The sequence below is a fragment of the Anaerovibrio sp. JC8 genome (assembly GCF_002100115.1).
Lineage (GTDB): Bacteria > Bacillota > Negativicutes > Selenomonadales > Selenomonadaceae > Anaerovibrio.
On sequence record NZ_ANBM01000008.1, the window covers coordinates 15,628 to 31,093 of the forward strand.

Sequence of the window (15,466 nt, forward strand, 5' to 3'; positions counted from 1 at the left end):
CCTCCAAAGATGTTAATTATCTATCATAGACTCTGCTTCCTTCAGCTTCACGGACAGAATCTTGGACACACCGGCATCCTCCACAGTTACGCCATACATGGAATCAGCTGACTCCATGGTACCCTTACGGTGGGTCACCACAATAAACTGGGTATTGTCGGCGTATTCCTCCAGGAAGCTGCCGAAGCGGCCGATATTGGCCTCATCCAGTGGTGCATCCACCTCGTCCAGCAGTGAGAACGGTGCCGGGCGATACCGCAGGAAGGAGAACAGCAGGGCTACTACCGTCAAGGCACGTTCACCGCCGGACAGTACCGCCAGATTCTGCTGCTTCTTGTCCGGAATCTGGACCACAATATCCACGCCGGATTCCAGCACATTGTCCTTATCTATAAGAATAATCCTGGCCTCACCACCGCCAAAGAGCCGCACGAAAATGTCCTTGAAGAACAGATTAATGCTGTTAAAGGCCTCCTTGAACTGCTTGGTCATGGTGGCATCCATTTCGCCGATTATCTTCAGCAAATCCGCCTTGGCGGCATTCAAGTCCTCTGCATTGCCGGACAGGAAGCTGTGACGTTCCAGCAGCTCCCGATACTCCGTCGGAGCATTTGGATTTACTGCCCCCAGGGACTCAATTTCCCGCTCCAGCCGTTTCAGCTCCCGCTTCAGGGCCGTCGGCTCCATTTCCGGTACCATTTCTGCTGCCCGCTCCGGCACAATACCGTATTCAGACAGCATCCGATCCTGCAGCTGCTCCAAGTCATACTCTGTATGGGAAGCATTCAGCTCCAGCTGGTGCAGCTCGTCCTGAATAGCATTGAGCCGCTGCTGGGCTGCCTTGGTTTCCTTTTCATTTTTCTGGCTTTCCACCAGCTTGTCCATGCGGCGCTGGTGAACTTCCTTGTATTCTGTCTGCACAGTGGCATAATCCGCCTGCAAATGCTGGGTACGGGTGATCAGGCCACCGATCTTATTCTGGCTTTCCTCCAGCTCATTGTCCAGACGGCGGATTTCCTGCTCATTCTGGCTGATGGTTTCCTCGTTGCGGGTCAATTCCCGCTGACGGAGCAGGGATTTTTCCTTCATGCGCAGGATACTCTGTTCCAGCACGGTCTTGTCATGCTCCAGCTGGTTGGTGAATACGGACAAATCCTCCGCATCCTGATCCATGTCCCCGTAATCCTCAATAACCTCCTGAAGCTGGTTCTTCAGGGACTGGTTATTATCATCCAGCTGACGGGTCTGATTTCTCAGTTCATTCACCTGCTCCTGAATGGCGGTGAAGTTCGCCTGGGCATTGGCCAGATTCTGCTCCAGTAACGTGAAATCACTGCGGGCACTGTCCAGCTTTTCCTTAAGAGCCGCCTCGTTAAGCTGCTGCTCCTGCTCCTGCATTTCCAGAGCGTGCAGATCGTTGCGAAGCTGAACCAGCTCCGCCTGTTTATCTTCCAGCTGCTGTTTTAAGTCAGCGGTCCTTTGCTTTAATTCCTCAAAATGCTGCCGGTCAGCGGTCAGCTTGTCCCGCAGCTGCTTGATTTCATCCTGACGATTGAGGAAGCTGCTTTCCCTATGCTGATGGCTGCCACCAGTCATGGCACCACCCGGGCTGAGGAGCTCACCCTCCAAGGTCACGATACGAAGCCGCTGGCCCATCTTGCGGTTAAGGCCAATGGCGTTATCCATGGTATCAACCACCAAAGTACGGCCCAGCAAAAATTCCATTACCCTGCTGTAATCCGCATCAGTGGTCACAATATCATTGGCCCAGCCAATAACACCGGCAGCATCAGATGACAGGCTTTCCCGGTTGCCCCTCGGAGTAATGGAGGACAATGGAAGGAAAGTAACCCGTCCCAAGCGGTCCCGCTTCAAATACTCAATGGCCGCCTTGGCGGTATCCGTATCCCGGGTAACAATATTCTGCAAACTGCCCCCCAGAGCAGTTTCAATGGCCGTAACATACTTGCCCGGCACATCCATAAGCTCCGCCACGGTACCGCACACCTGCTGACGCCATGGTGCATTGCTCTTAAGCACCGCCTTTACGGCCTTGCCAAAGCCCTCATAGGAGTGCTGCAGATTTTCCATAATCTGCAGACGGCTGGCCATTTTCTGCAAGGTACCATCCAGCTGGTTCTTTTCCCTGTTAAGGTCGCCCAAGGTCTGGGTATCAGCGTTGATTTGCTGTTCATCAGCTTCCATGGAAGCCTGCTTATTCCTCTTATCTTGAGCAGTTCCTTCCATGACAGCAGCCAGCTGGGTCAACTCCTGTTCCATGCCGGCAATGTCTCCCCGCAGGGCATCCAGCTGTGCCTGTTGATCTCCCCGGTTCTGGCTGTCATTTTCCAAGTCACGCTCCAGCACCAACAGCTGGCTGTGCTTGGCGTTGTATTCCTCGGTGCCATCCTGTACCTGTTTTTCCAGTCTGGCCCGTTCCTCACGTTTATTCTGTAAAGCAGCCCGCAGCTCCTTGGCCTGCTCACGGCACTTTTTGATTTTTTCGGTGGCTTCTGTCAAAGCATTCTGGGACTCGTCCCCGCTTTTTTGCGCCGCCTCAATATCCTGCTGCGCTTCCTGGGCTGCTGCCTTTAATTCCTTCAGCTGCTGGCTCAGCATCTGTCGGGCACCCTTGCCTTGACGGCGACGCTCCTCCAGCACCTTGATGTCACTCTCTGCCGCCTCCAGCTGGCTGTGGAGCTCATTTCGCTTCTGGGAAATGGTTTCCTGCTCCTTTTCCAGCTCCAATACAGCCTTGTCAAACTGCTCCTTGCGGTTTTCGGACAGCTGCAGCGCAGTTCTGGCCGCAATTTCCTGGTCCTTCTTGGCAGTAATGGCCGCAGAATGCTTGGCCATCTTTTTGTTCAAATCCAGATAATTGAGATAAATACCTGCCAGATTGAACTTTTTCAGCTCCTCCTGCAGGCCGTTGTACTTCTCGGTCTTTTCTGCACTGAGCTTCAACGGCTCCAGCTGGTTCTCTATCTCGCCAATAATATCCTGCACACGGAGCAGATTGGCCTCGGTGTCCTCCAGCTTCCGCATGGACTCCCGCTTGCGGTTACGGTATTTGGTAATTCCAGCCGCTTCTTCAAAAAACAGCCGGCGCTCCTCCGGCCGGGCATTCAGCACATCATCTATCTTATTCTGACTGATAATGCCCATGCTATCATGGCCAATACCCGTATCGGCAAAGAGATTGGTTATATCCTTCAGGCGGCAACGGGCCTTGTTAATATAAAACTCACTGTCCCCGTTGCGGAACAACCGTCTTGTGATAGTAACCTCCTGAAAATCCACCGGCAGGGTACCATCATTGTCAAATACCAAGGAAACCTCAGCCACACCCATGGCCCGACGGGCCGCACTGCCGTTGAAGATAATATCCTCAGCCTTGGTACCGCGGATATTGCGGACATTCTGCTCACCCAGCACCCATTTTATGGCATCGGAAATATTGCTCTTGCCACTGCCGTTAGGACCAACAATGGCGGTTATTCCCTTATCAAAATCAACTTCTATTTTATCGGCAAAGGATTTGAATCCATAAGCCTCCAGCCTTTTTAACTGCAATAAAATACACCAGCCTAATCATTTTTTCTCAAGATATAATTCTATCACAATTCACCTGCTAATGCGAATTTGAAGACGGTTTTCCACATAAAAAAGCTGGTGTACAAAAGCACACCAGCTTGCAGGAATATACGATTTTATTTAGCCAACATAGCCATCATGGTACCTGCAGCAACTGCAGTACCGATTACGCCGGCTACGTTAGGGCCCATTGCATGCATCAGCAGGAAGTTGGAAGGGTTTGCCTTCTGGCCTACCATCTGAGATACACGGGCTGCCATTGGAACTGCGGATACACCAGCGGAACCAATGAGCGGATTAATCTTGCCACCGGAGAGACGGCACATAACCTTACCAAGCAGTACACCGGCAGCAGTACCACCAGCGAATGCCAGGAGACCAAGGAGGATAATCTCAATAGTCTGTACAGTCAGGAAGTGCTCGGCACTCATAGTCATACCAGTACCGGTTGCCAGGAAGATGGTAACGATGTTGCACAGTGCATTCTGGGAAGTATCAGACAGACGGTCAGTTACGCCAGACTCACGGAACAGATTACCAAGCATCAGCATGCTGATAAGAGCGGCTACAGGTGGAAGCAGCAAAGAAATGATAATAGCAGCAGATACTGGGAATACCAGTCTCTCAAACTTAGTAACATTGCGGAGCTGTTCCATCTTGATAGCTCTCTCTTCCTTGGAAGTCATCAGCTTCATAATAGGAGGCTGAATGAGAGGTACCAGAGACATATAAGAATAAGCTGCTACGGCGATTGCACCAAGAAGGTTTGGAGCCATCTTGGATGCCATGTAAATAGCAGTAGGGCCATCAGCACCACCGATAATACCGATAGCGGAAGCCTCCTGGGCGGTGAAGCCCAAGGCCATTGCACCAGCCAGGGAAATAAATACACCAAACTGGGCAGCTGCACCCAAGAACAGGGTGTTAGGGTTTGCAAGCAGCGGTCCAAAGTCCGTCATGGCACCTACACCAAGGAAAATCAGTGGAGGGAAAATCTCAAACTGAATACCATAGTTAATCATCTTCATAACACCCGGTTCTTCGAGGAAACCAGTGCATGGGAAGTTGGCCATGATACAACCAAAAGCAATCGGAGCCAAAAGAAGCGGCTCAAATTCTTTACCGATGGCCATGTACAGAAGCAACAGGCCAACGAGAATCATAATAAAATTACCAAAGGTAAAGGAAGCAAAACCGCTGTCCAGCCATACTGACTGAATAGATGTTAAAAATGCGCTTAATATATCCATACTCTAATGACTTCTCCTTATCATCTCATCTTTAAGCTGGTAAGACCTTCATGACGAGCTGCGCCGCCCCACTGAGGACGATCAGCCACCCTGATAGCCTTAACACGAGAAAAGCCCACGCCCATAGTCGCCAAAGCTGCCGCAATAGCTGCTACGGTCTCATCTGCAATCCCCTTCTCCACAACAGGAGCAGGTGCCGCAGTCTTAGGAGCTGGGGCTGCCTTCGGAGCTGCCTTTGGAGCTGCTGCTGCTTTTGCAGTCGGATCAATCTTGTGGATCAATCTGATGTAAAGGCTTAACACAAACAGCACCGCGAATACGATTGTCATGTTGATAAGCATAATGACAATAGGATTCTGAGTTTCCATAAATACACCGCCTTATAAAAAATTTAAAACTGTCACCGCCTCAATTTGAATAAAAATTATTCAGGGTGAAGCAGTGCCCCCCTTTTAACACATTTGATACACTGCTTATTATAACGCACTTGCCCAATTTTTTCCATTTCTAAATGGAAAAATATTCATTTTAGTGTTTTAACGGGACAAAAAACAGCTTTTGTCCCGTTATAACAGACTTTTATTAACCATTTTGGCATAATTTTATAACTTAATGGAATTACAGGGCATTTTTGATGCGTTTTATGTAGATGGAACGGTACAGATTGTTCTCACCCAAGCCCTTGGTGGAAAACCGCACCTCGATGCCTGCCGCGCTTACCACGTTTTTCCAGGAATCAGGCTCATCCCCCGCCATATCCTTGGTAGCGTGGTCGCCGCCGGTCAGCAGCATAGGCCGCATAAATACTTTTTTAACGCCCTTGGATTTAAGGCGTTCCAATACATCATCCAGATTTGGATGGTCCTCCGCCTCCAGGACACCGATATGCACCGGCAAATGCTTTTTGTCAGCATACTGCTGTACCCACTCATAAACAGGGTTGTGACGCTGTGGTGAACCGTGACCCATAAGGAGCAGCTCCTCACCCGGCTCCAAGGAATCCAGATAAAAGAGTATATCGGCAATTCCTTCATAATCCTCCGGGCCCTTCCCAGCCAAAGCCGGCTCTGCCACATGGACCTCCGTAAACTTGTCCTTTACCTCTTCCACCACTTTGACGACCTTGTTGTCAAACTCCTGACCCGGTGTCAAATGAGTAGGCGCCACCACAACCTTCTCGTAGCCGGCCTCCTCAAGGTCTCCCAGAACCTCCTCCAGAGTCTCATAATTTGTCCCCTGGGCCGCCAGCTTTTTAATCAAAAAACGGCTGGTCCAGGCCTCAAAGACATCATAATCCGGAAAAGCTTCACGGATATCCGCAATAAGGGTATCGATACACTTCTTTTTTACGTTCTTATCCCCTACCCCAAAGGTAGTTACAACAATTGCCTTTTTCATTATCTTGCTCCCTGCTCTGCAACGACAACATCAGCGATTTCATGACAGATAACATCCAGCTGGGCCTGATCCGGGCCCTCAGCCATTACACGGATAAGTGGCTCAGTACCGGAAGGACGAACGAGAATACGGCCCTCGGAGCCCAGCTTTTCCTCGCCGACCTTGATAGCCGCCTTAATATTGGCGTTTTCCTCCCAGCCCTCCTTGGTCTTTACAGCAACATTAACCAGAAGCTGCGGATAGCTTACCATCATTTCATTGAGCTCAGAGGCCTTCTTGCCGCTGCGCTTAATGGCAGACAATACCTGGATAGCCGTTACAGGGCCATCACCGGTGGTATTGTAATCAGTGAAAATAATATGGCCGGACTGCTCGCCACCCAGCTTGTAGCCATTGGCCAGCATATTTTCCAGTACATAGCGGTCACCAACCTTGGTGATTTCCGCACGACCACCCAGCTCCTTGACAGCCTTGTGGAAGCCGATATTGGCCATTACAGTAGTTACAACAGTGTTGTGGGTAAGGGTGCCTGCTGCCATCATTTCCTTGGCACACATTACCAGAATGTGGTCACCGTCAATAATGTTGCCCTTTTCATCCACACAGAGGCAACGGTCGGCATCACCATCATGGGCAATACCAAAATCAGCCCCCAGGCCGACTACAGCATTCTGCAGGCGGTCCATGTGGGTGGAACCGCAGTTATCATTGATATTGCGGCCATTTGGTGCATTGTTCAGCACGATAACATCAGCACCCAGGCTGTTCAATACCATTGGCATTACCTCATAGGCTGCACCATTGGAGCAATCCAGCACAATCTTCATGCCGTCAAAACGCTCCTTGCAGGTGGACAGAATGAAGTCCTTGTATTCGTTGATATAGTTATGGCGGTAATCAATATAGCCCATCTTGGCCCCGGTGGAACGTGGGAAGTCATCGTTGCCCGCCTCAATCTTTCTTACGATTGCCTCCAGCTCATCCTCCACGGAATCCGGCAGCTTGTAGCCATTGCCGCCAAAGAACTTGATGCCGTTATCATGGAATGGGTTGTGGGATGCGGAAATCACGATACCGCAGTTGGCATTCTTTTTCTTGGTAAGGTATGCAATAGCCGGAGTAGGGATAACACCCACAATAATTGCCCGGCCACCGGCGGAACAAATACCGGCACAAAGGGCCGCCTCAAACATCTGACCAGAAATACGGGTATCGCGGCCAATGAGAATCTTTGGCATAGCCTCAGAATTTTCACCAAAATACAGAGTTGCCGCTCTGCCCAGACGATATGCCAGCTCCGGAGTCAATTCAACATTTGCCTCTCCACGCACACCATCAGTACCAAATAATCTAGCCATAAATCAATAACCTCCATAATGAGTAATTTCAAATTCACATTCTCTTAGTATGAGCCTTTTTATCCAAAAAAGCAAGTGCCGCATTCATTCCATCCAGGGCCGCACTCATAATGCCCCCGGCATAGCCTGCTCCTTCGCCGATAGGGTAGAAGCCGGCCACGCTCTCGGACTCAAAGGACTCCTTATTGCGAATAATCCGGCATGGGGCCGAGGAACGGGATTCAATGCCGGTCATCACTGCTCCCGGGTCATCGAAGCCGGCAATTTTCCGTCCAAAATATGGCAGGGCATCCGTAAGCATGCCACTGACAAAATCCGGCAGGCACTCATGCAAATCCACTGCCTTGAACCCCGGCTGATAGGACGGACGGATGAGAAAATCAGTGGAGCCGGATTTTCCTCCAAGGAAGTCCCCTACTGTCTGAACCGGTGCATAATACTCGCCACCGCCGGCCTTAAAGGCTGCCCTTTCCCATTTCCGCTGGAACTCGATGCCCCCCAGCACATGGTCTGCAAAATCCTTGGTATTGACCGTTACCAGCAAGGCGGAATTGGCTACCCCGGAATCCCGCTTATAATTGCTCATGCCATTGGTTACTACGCCGCCCTCCTCTGAGGTTGCGGCCACCACCTGGCCCCCGGGACACATACAGAAGGAATAGGCACCCCGGCCCTTTTCCTTATCATTGTATGTAACGGCATAATCCGCCACAGGCAGGCGCTCATGGCCCGTGTCCTCCCCGTACTGATTGCGGTCAATCAGCTCCTGGGGATGCTCGATGCGGACTCCCACGGCAAAGGGCTTGGCCTCCATGCTGAGACCGCTTTCATACAGCATTTTATAAGTATCCCGGGCAGAATGACCAATGCCGAAAAAGGCCGCCCCGGTGTTTATACGTTCACTGTCATTGACAATAACAGCCTTTAAGGAGCCGTCGCTGTTCTTCTCGATACCGGTAACCTGGCTTTCAAACAGCACCCTGCCCCCCAGACGGATAACCTCCAGCCGGATATTTTTAACCACTGTCCGCAGCATATCCGTACCGATATGAGGCTTGTGGAGATACTTGATATCCTCAGGGGCTCCGGCTGCAACAAAGTCATCCAGCACGGCGGTTATCAGCGGGTCATTGACACGGGTGGTCAGCTTGCCATCAGAAAAGGTTCCCGCTCCCCCTTCACCAAACTGAACATTGGACTGGGTACACAATGCGCCTCCCGCCCAGAAGCTTTGAATATCCTCATGGCGACGGTCCACATCCCGTCCCCGCTCCACCACTATAGGGTTATAGCCGGCCCGGGCCAGGGTCAGGGCCGCAAACATTCCAGCAGGGCCAAAGCCCACGATAACAGGTGGCTGGTCCGTGCCCTCCGGGGCAGGATATTGCTTTGGCTTCACCTTGTCCGGGGCCCAGTCAACATTCCTGTCCTTCCGAAAGCGGTTAATAATCTTTTTTTCGTTGCCCGTTACAGCAACATCCAGAATATATACAAATTTTATTTTGGCACCCTTGTAGCGTCTGGCATCTATGGCTTTACGCACAATTACCACCTCACTGACAGAGTGAGGTGGTAATTCCAATCGTTTTTCAGCCAGAACAGTAAGCGGTGTCGTATCGTCAAAGGAAACATTGAAATTCTGAATCCTGATCACAGCAGCTTACCTCTCTTATTGCATAATCCTTAATTTACTTTTTTAAAAAATATCTTTACAGTTACTTTCCTGCTTGGAGATATTATACCATCTGGCAGGACAAGATTCACGTCTTTTACAATATCTTCGGTGGCCCCACTGACATCTATGGTTTCAGTGGCAATATCGTTGATTTTTTCCAGCAGCTCAGTCTTGCCGGTGATTTCCACCTTGTCCGGCTGGGTCGTGGTATCGCCCACTATCAGCTTATACCCCGGTTTCCCGCTGTAAACCGGCTTTATTGGTACCAGCTTCTTATCGACGCCGCTCATTATCTTGACCGTAACCGTCATTTCCGAGAAATCCAGTGATACAGATTCCACCATATTGCCCGCCGAGTCAACCGGAGTCAATTTAACCTTGTTGGCAAAATCGGCCGTATTGTTGGCCAGATTGATATATCCCACTATCCGGTTCACCCGGTCCACACTGCTTCTTGTGCCCGATACCCTGACATGGCCCTTTGCCGGCGTAACCTTCTCCAATGCACTGTGGGCCCCGGTATTTCCGGTCACCTGAATATCTACAGGCACCACCTTGTCTATGATGGCCTCCATGGTAACCTCTATGACATCAGAGGAAACGTCTACTACCTCAAAGCCTTGAGGGACCACTGTCCGCACCTTTACATTATTGGTACCGTCAACAGCCTCTGACAAATCAACATAGGCCTTAAAATCCTCTGCCTTGGCGGAAGTAAAGGAAGCCCTTGGGGCCCTCACCTCAATGTTTACCTCGTGGGTACTGAGGGTTACCTTGTGGTTGGCAGGCTCATTAACGATGCCCACTGGCACGGTAAAGGTGGAATTAACCGCCGGATTCTGCTCATTCATTACGAAAAACCACAAAACCACTGCCCCCAATATGGCCAGTATCTTGGCAGGAAGATTACGCCTGAATAAATTTTGAATTCTATTCATCATCTTTCTTCCTCCAATTTGCGATAATATCCTTAAACTTCATGCTTGGCTTTTCCTTCACAAACAACGGACGAATCCGCTGTCTCAGGCTGTCATGGGTCATATAGCGCTCAATACGGCCATTTTCCGCCACAGAAACCACACCGGTTTCCTCACTGACAATGATGATAACCGCGTCGCACTGCTCTGACAGGCCAATAGCCGCCCTGTGACGGGTTCCCAGCTCACTGCTGAGGGAGCGGTTCTCCGTAAGGGGCAGATAACAGCCGGCAGCCACCAGCCGCTTGCCGCGGATAACCGCCGCACCATCATGGAGAGGCGTGTTTGGAATAAATACATTCATAAGGAACTCAGTAGTTATGAGACCCTCAATTTTGATTCCCGTATCAATTATTTCATTGATACCTACATTTTTTTCGATAACCAGCAGGGCACCAATTTTCTTATCAGCCATATTGAATACGGCCTTGTCAATTTCATTTGTCAGAGAATTGGCTTCCTCCACATCAAGATACTGATCCAACCCCAGGAAGCGCCCCTGCCCCAGACGTTCAAGGGCCCGGCGCAGCTCCGGCTGAAATACGATCGGCAACGCCACAAACAGCAGGGTTACAGTTTTCTGCAGCAGCCAGGAAATAACATGGAGCTCCAGGAAGCTGGCCACAAGAGTAACAACCATCAGCACAATAAGGCCCTTCACCAAGGTGATGGCCCGTGTATCCTGCAGCATCTCGTAAACCTTATACAGGATTACGGCTACAATCAATATATCGATTACATCCCAAAACCCCACAGTTCTAAGCAGCCCGTGTATCTGGGACGGAATTGGCAAATTAAACGGCATATCAAAATCTCCTTGTAGTTCCTACACACAACTATATATATTTTTTATTCTATCATCAGTAAAAAAAATCCTGCTATGAATTTTAAGAAAACTATTAATAAATTGTACTATTATTCTCAAAAATTCGTTACTTTGCAACTATATTAATTATAATAGCAGTTTTTTATGAAAACAAGGTGATTACAGGTAAATAAAAGGCGTTCCTCCAAAAGAGAAACGCCTTCGTTGCTTTTGCTGTTAATACTGACCAGCCACATCGATGAAGCCGAAGGTATCCTCCACCTCACCGGTATGAAGCCCGTCGATATAATCATACATCTTCTGGGCAAACGGACCGATTTTGCCGTCATTGAACACCATTTTGGTATCAGCATTGTCATAGCCCAGCTCGCCGACAGGAGAAATAACTGCCGCAGTACCGGAGCCAAATACCTCCTCCAGCTTGCCGTCCTTGTAAGCCTTCAGCAGCTCATCAGTGGAAATCTTGCGCTCCTCCACCTCATAGCCCCAAGCCTTGGCCACCTGCAGCACGGTGCGTCTGGTGATACCGTCCAGAATTGTTCCATCCAGCTCAGGAGTAACAATCTTATTGTCAATCTTGAAGAGAATGTTCATGGAACCAACTTCGCCGATATACTTGCGCTCTACGCCATCCAGCCACAGGGTCTGGTCATAGCCCTTCTCATGGGCAACCAGTCCAGCATGAAGGGAAGCAGCGTAGTTGGCAGGAGTCTTGGCAGCACCCAGGCCACCGCGAACAGCTCTTACATAGGTATCCTCCACCATAATCTTAACCGGAGCAAAGCCATGAGCGTAATAGGCTGCTACTGGAGACAGGATAATCATGAGCTTGTAGCACTTGCTGACGCTAACCCCCAGATATGGGTCATTGGCGAAAATAAATGGGCGGATGTAAAGGCTCTGGCCAGGGCCATCAGGAATCCACTCCTTTTCAAGGTCAATAAGCTGCATGAGTGCATCATAAACCAGCTTCTCATCCACCTGAGGAATATCCAAAATCTTGGCAGATTTATTCAGTCTTGCAATATGGTCCTTGGCACGGAATACGACTGCCTTGTTGCCCTTATAGCGGTATGCCTTGCAGCCCTCGAAAATAGCCTGGCCATAATGGAGAGTAGTGTTGGCCGGGCTTACCTTAATATCCTCATAAGGGACAATACGTGGATCATACCAGCCTTTTCCTTCCTCGTAATCCATTACAAACATGTAATCTGTAAAGTGAGTACCAAAGCCGATTTTTGTTACATCAGGCTTGGCCTTTAAAGTATCCGCTTTCACAAAACGAACGTCTGCCATAAATATACATCTCCTAACTTTTTGTACGTGAACCACGCACTTGTGTAAACATATAATAAAAAATTATATTCTTTTAACTGTAATAAATCAAGCATTTTTAGTATAAAAGATGTGTTTTTTGTAAACTCCTGTCTACAGATAGGCAACTACGATTCTGCCAGCTCCAGCAGTACCGGACCGATTTTGCCAATCATGTCCGTGGCGATAAGGCCATTGCCGTTATCGGCATAGGACAAATCACCGGCCCGTCCATGGACATATACCCCCGCCAGAGGTGCCCCACCTTTCCTGGTCTGTACATATAAACCGGCAATGGTTCCCGCCAAAACGTCACCGCTGCCGGCTGTAGCCATCCCCGGATTTCCCACGGTTGTTGCATAAGCCCGTCCATCAGGATAAACCACAATAGTCTCCTCACTCTTGGCCACAAATATGGCATGATAGCCCATGGCGGCCCTGCGGATTATATCCAGATAATTTGCCTGTAACTGGTTTACGGACAAATTTAACAGTCCTGCCAGCTCACCCACATGGGGAGTCAGAATCGGTGCCTTTTTACATTCCTTCAGGCGCAGGCCCTGCCCCCGAAAGGCATACAGGGCATCGGCATCAATAACAAGCTGGGTTTCTGTCTGACGGACAAATTCCCGCACCAGCTTTATGGTGCTTTCATGGCGGCCCAGCCCCGGTCCGATGAGCGCCACATCGTACTCCTCCGCCTTGTCCAGCAAGGTATCCAATGCACCCATACCTATACAGCCTGTATCGGCCTCTTCCACGGGAATGGTCATAACCTCCGTCAGCTTAATTTCAAAGATATCGTTCAGACTCTTGGCACAGGCCAGGCTAACGATACCGGCCCCGGCCCGCATGGCAGCCTGGGAGGCCATGACAGCCGCCCCAGTCAGGCCTGTGGAACCGGCAATTACCAAAACCCGGCCGCAGGTCCCCTTATGGCATTCCTTGGGGCGGGGCATTAAAATTTCCTTTACCAAAGCCTTATCAATAGGGATTAACTCCTTCATAAAAATCGCCTCTTATTCGCCTTATCCCTCTAAAACACATTGGGCCACTGCACTGTTTTTTGAATGGCTGATGCTAATCCAGATATTTTTTACGCCCTTTTTTTCGGCATATTCCCCGAACCAGCCTGTCAGCTTTACCTTGGGACAGCCCAAATCATCATTATATATATTAATATCCACCAGCTCTCCCCCACGAAGTCCGGTGCCAAAGGCCTTTAATATAGCCTCCTTGGCCGCAAAGCGTCCCGCAAAGGATTGAACACTGCTTTTCCCCCGGGCCTGGCAGTATTCTATTTCCCCCGGACTGTAAACCCGCTTTATAAAGGCGTCACTGGAAATGGCCTTTTTCACCCTATCCAGCTCTATAATATCCACACCAATGCCTATAATCATACTATTTCTCCCTAAAACGCAATAAAAAAACCTAGCAAAAAAGGGCTCCCTCAGAGCCCTTTTACTTTTAACGAATTGACTGCATTGCCGATCTGTCAAGGTGAACTGCACGTTCAATGAGCACTTCAACCCGACGGTTTTGGGTGCGCCCCTCTTCAGTAACATTATCAGCTATCGGCCTGTACTGGCTGCAGCCCAATGCACTGAACCGGGCCGGATTCATGCGGGAATCCTGGGCCAGAATGTACTTCATAAAATTCAGGGCACGGGCAGAGCTGAGCTCCCAGTTGGAAGGGAACTGAGCAGTGTTGATAGGAACATCATCCGTATGTCCGGAAATCAGAATACGCTGAGGGATAGGTGCTATCAATGCTGCAATGGCAGGACCAATGCGCTGTACCCCCGGAACCAGGTCAGCTGATCCGGATGGGAACAGAGCCTTCTCCTTGATTCTTATCATAAGCCCATCCTCTGTAAGGGTGGTGCTTAAATCTTCCTGTAATTCGTTTTGATCAATATACTGGTCCAGACTTCTCTTGACAGCCTCCAGCTGATTATTCTCCGCCAGATATGCCTCAGCACCGCCATCCTCATCGGACAGATAATCACGGGAGCTGGTGGATGACGGGCCGGCGCCCTGGAAGAAGGACGGACCGCCCAGATTAAAGGCCGAGCTGAAGGCCTGAGCCATCTGAGTCAGCTTGGTTTCATCAGTCTGGGAAATTGCGAACAAGCAGATAAACAAGGCCAGGAGCAGTGTCATCAGGTCAGAATAAGGCAGAAGCCACGCCTCGGATGCTTCTTCTTCATGAGGCTTTGGTCTTTTTTTCTTCGCCATGAACTATTCCTCCTTCTTCAAGCCTTCACGAGCCGTCTGAGGAATAAATACCATCAGTTTAGCTTCTATTGCTGTAGGAGAGTCACCTGCCTGCAAGGACAATATACCCTCGATAATCATACGTTTCTGATTAATTTCCTGCTCAGACAAAATCTTCAGCTTATTACAGAATGGGAGCCACAATACGTAACCGGTGAATATACCAAGTATTGTAGCAACGAATGCCGCCGCGATGGAATGACCCAGCTTATCGATATCGTTCAGGTTACCAAGTGCTGCAATCAGACCTACTACGGCACCAAGTACGCCCAGTGTCGGTGCGTAGGTACCGGCCTGTGAAAACATGGAACGGTTCTCTGTATGACGGGCCTGCATAATTGACAGCTCCGCATCAAGTACATCACTTACGAATTCCGGCTCCATACCATCGATAACCATACCAAGGCCAGTGCGGAAGAATGGGTCCTCAATCTCCTGAACCTTACTTTCCAGGGCCAGAATACCTTCACGACGGGCCAACTGGGACAACTCAATAAACAGCTGCAGGAGCTCGCTGGAAGATTGCAGATTATTTTTCTTAAAGGTCATGCCTATCAGCTTCGGGAATCTAACCACCTGATCCATACGGAAGCCGATAAAAATACATGACGCCGTACCACCTATGATGATAAGGAATGCCGCAGGGTTATTCAACGCCGAAATAGGAGCACCCTTAATTACCATACCTACGAATACGGATATAAGACCCATAACCAAGCCAACTATTGTAGCTAATTCCAAAATAATTCCCCCCATTCAACCCATTACATGCTGCTAACTGGACAAACATATATAGA

13 protein-coding genes are annotated in these 15,466 nt (G+C 49.7%); all 13 read right to left on the reverse strand.

Annotation, left to right across the window (positions count from 1 at the left end; translation table 11 throughout):
- Positions 1 to 12: 12 nt before the first annotated feature.
- Positions 13 to 3,573 (reverse strand): chromosome segregation protein SMC, encoded by a 3,561-nt coding sequence (gene smc / locus D081_RS08645; RefSeq protein WP_085023798.1) that lies wholly within the window; start codon positions 3,571 to 3,573, stop codon positions 13 to 15.
- A 137-nt stretch (positions 3,574 to 3,710) separates the two neighbouring features.
- Positions 3,711 to 4,844, reverse strand: a complete 1,134-nt coding sequence (locus D081_RS08650; RefSeq protein ID WP_085023799.1) for a sodium ion-translocating decarboxylase subunit beta — start codon at positions 4,842 to 4,844, stop codon at positions 3,711 to 3,713.
- A 20-nt stretch (positions 4,845 to 4,864) separates the two neighbouring features.
- The gene (locus D081_RS08655; RefSeq protein WP_085023800.1) at positions 4,865 to 5,212 is read right to left on the reverse strand and encodes an OadG family protein; all 348 of its coding nucleotides are present in this window, start codon (positions 5,210 to 5,212) and stop codon (positions 4,865 to 4,867) included.
- Between the two features lie 250 nt (positions 5,213 to 5,462).
- On the reverse strand, positions 5,463 to 6,242 hold the full coding sequence (locus D081_RS08660) for a sirohydrochlorin cobaltochelatase (RefSeq protein ID WP_085023801.1): 780 nt from the start codon (positions 6,240 to 6,242) through the stop codon (positions 5,463 to 5,465).
- Positions 6,242 to 7,600: a phosphoglucosamine mutase gene (gene glmM / locus D081_RS08665; RefSeq protein ID WP_085023802.1), complete on the reverse strand. Its 1,359-nt coding sequence runs from the start codon at positions 7,598 to 7,600 to the stop codon at positions 6,242 to 6,244. The genes D081_RS08660 and glmM overlap by 1 nt, the downstream gene beginning before the upstream one ends.
- A 34-nt stretch (positions 7,601 to 7,634) precedes the next feature.
- Positions 7,635 to 9,254 (reverse strand): NAD(P)/FAD-dependent oxidoreductase, encoded by a 1,620-nt coding sequence (locus D081_RS08670; protein ID WP_085023803.1) that lies wholly within the window; start codon positions 9,252 to 9,254, stop codon positions 7,635 to 7,637.
- Between the two features lie 29 nt (positions 9,255 to 9,283).
- On the reverse strand, positions 9,284 to 10,216 hold the full coding sequence (locus D081_RS08675; protein ID WP_085023804.1) for a YbbR-like domain-containing protein: 933 nt from the start codon (positions 10,214 to 10,216) through the stop codon (positions 9,284 to 9,286).
- Positions 10,206 to 11,057 carry a diadenylate cyclase CdaA gene (gene cdaA, locus D081_RS08680; RefSeq protein WP_085023805.1) on the reverse strand — a complete coding sequence of 284 codons (852 nt, stop codon included), beginning with the start codon at positions 11,055 to 11,057 and terminating at the stop codon, positions 10,206 to 10,208. The genes D081_RS08675 and cdaA overlap by 11 nt, the downstream gene beginning before the upstream one ends.
- A gap of 237 nt (positions 11,058 to 11,294) precedes the next feature.
- The gene (locus tag D081_RS08685) at positions 11,295 to 12,374 is read right to left on the reverse strand and encodes a branched-chain amino acid aminotransferase (protein ID WP_085023806.1); all 1,080 of its coding nucleotides are present in this window, start codon (positions 12,372 to 12,374) and stop codon (positions 11,295 to 11,297) included.
- 146 nt (positions 12,375 to 12,520) lie between these two features.
- A complete protein-coding gene (locus tag D081_RS08690; protein WP_085023807.1) occupies positions 12,521 to 13,399 on the reverse strand; it encodes an NAD(P)H-hydrate dehydratase in 879 nt (292 codons plus the stop codon).
- Positions 13,400 to 13,420: 21 nt separating this feature from the next.
- A complete protein-coding gene (gene acpS, locus D081_RS08695) occupies positions 13,421 to 13,792 on the reverse strand; it encodes a holo-ACP synthase (RefSeq protein WP_085023808.1) in 372 nt (123 codons plus the stop codon).
- Positions 13,793 to 13,859: 67 nt separating this feature from the next.
- Complete coding sequence (locus tag D081_RS08700) at positions 13,860 to 14,630, reverse strand: flagellar motor protein MotB (RefSeq protein ID WP_085023809.1); 771 nt, start codon at positions 14,628 to 14,630, stop codon at positions 13,860 to 13,862.
- Positions 14,631 to 14,633: 3 nt separating this feature from the next.
- Positions 14,634 to 15,425 (reverse strand): flagellar motor stator protein MotA, encoded by a 792-nt coding sequence (gene motA / locus D081_RS08705; RefSeq protein WP_085023810.1) that lies wholly within the window; start codon positions 15,423 to 15,425, stop codon positions 14,634 to 14,636.
- Between the last annotated feature and the right edge of the window lie 41 nt (positions 15,426 to 15,466).

Coding starts and splice junctions, on each gene's coding strand:
- motA (WP_085023810.1), bottom strand. CDS start 15,425: ATGGGGGGAATTATTTTGGAATTAGCTACAATAGTTGGCTTGGTTATG.
- D081_RS08675 (WP_085023804.1), bottom strand. CDS start 10,216: ATGATGAATAGAATTCAAAATTTATTCAGGCGTAATCTTCCTGCCAAG.
- D081_RS08650 (WP_085023799.1), bottom strand. CDS start 4,844: ATGGATATATTAAGCGCATTTTTAACATCTATTCAGTCAGTATGGCTG.
- D081_RS08700 (WP_085023809.1), bottom strand. CDS start 14,630: ATGGCGAAGAAAAAAAGACCAAAGCCTCATGAAGAAGAAGCATCCGAG.
- D081_RS08660 (WP_085023801.1), bottom strand. CDS start 6,242: ATGAAAAAGGCAATTGTTGTAACTACCTTTGGGGTAGGGGATAAGAAC.
- glmM (WP_085023802.1), bottom strand. CDS start 7,600: ATGGCTAGATTATTTGGTACTGATGGTGTGCGTGGAGAGGCAAATGTT.
- acpS (WP_085023808.1), bottom strand. CDS start 13,792: ATGATTATAGGCATTGGTGTGGATATTATAGAGCTGGATAGGGTGAAA.
- D081_RS08685 (WP_085023806.1), bottom strand. CDS start 12,374: ATGGCAGACGTTCGTTTTGTGAAAGCGGATACTTTAAAGGCCAAGCCT.
- D081_RS08655 (WP_085023800.1), bottom strand. CDS start 5,212: ATGGAAACTCAGAATCCTATTGTCATTATGCTTATCAACATGACAATC.
- D081_RS08690 (WP_085023807.1), bottom strand. CDS start 13,399: ATGAAGGAGTTAATCCCTATTGATAAGGCTTTGGTAAAGGAAATTTTA.
- cdaA (WP_085023805.1), bottom strand. CDS start 11,057: ATGCCGTTTAATTTGCCAATTCCGTCCCAGATACACGGGCTGCTTAGA.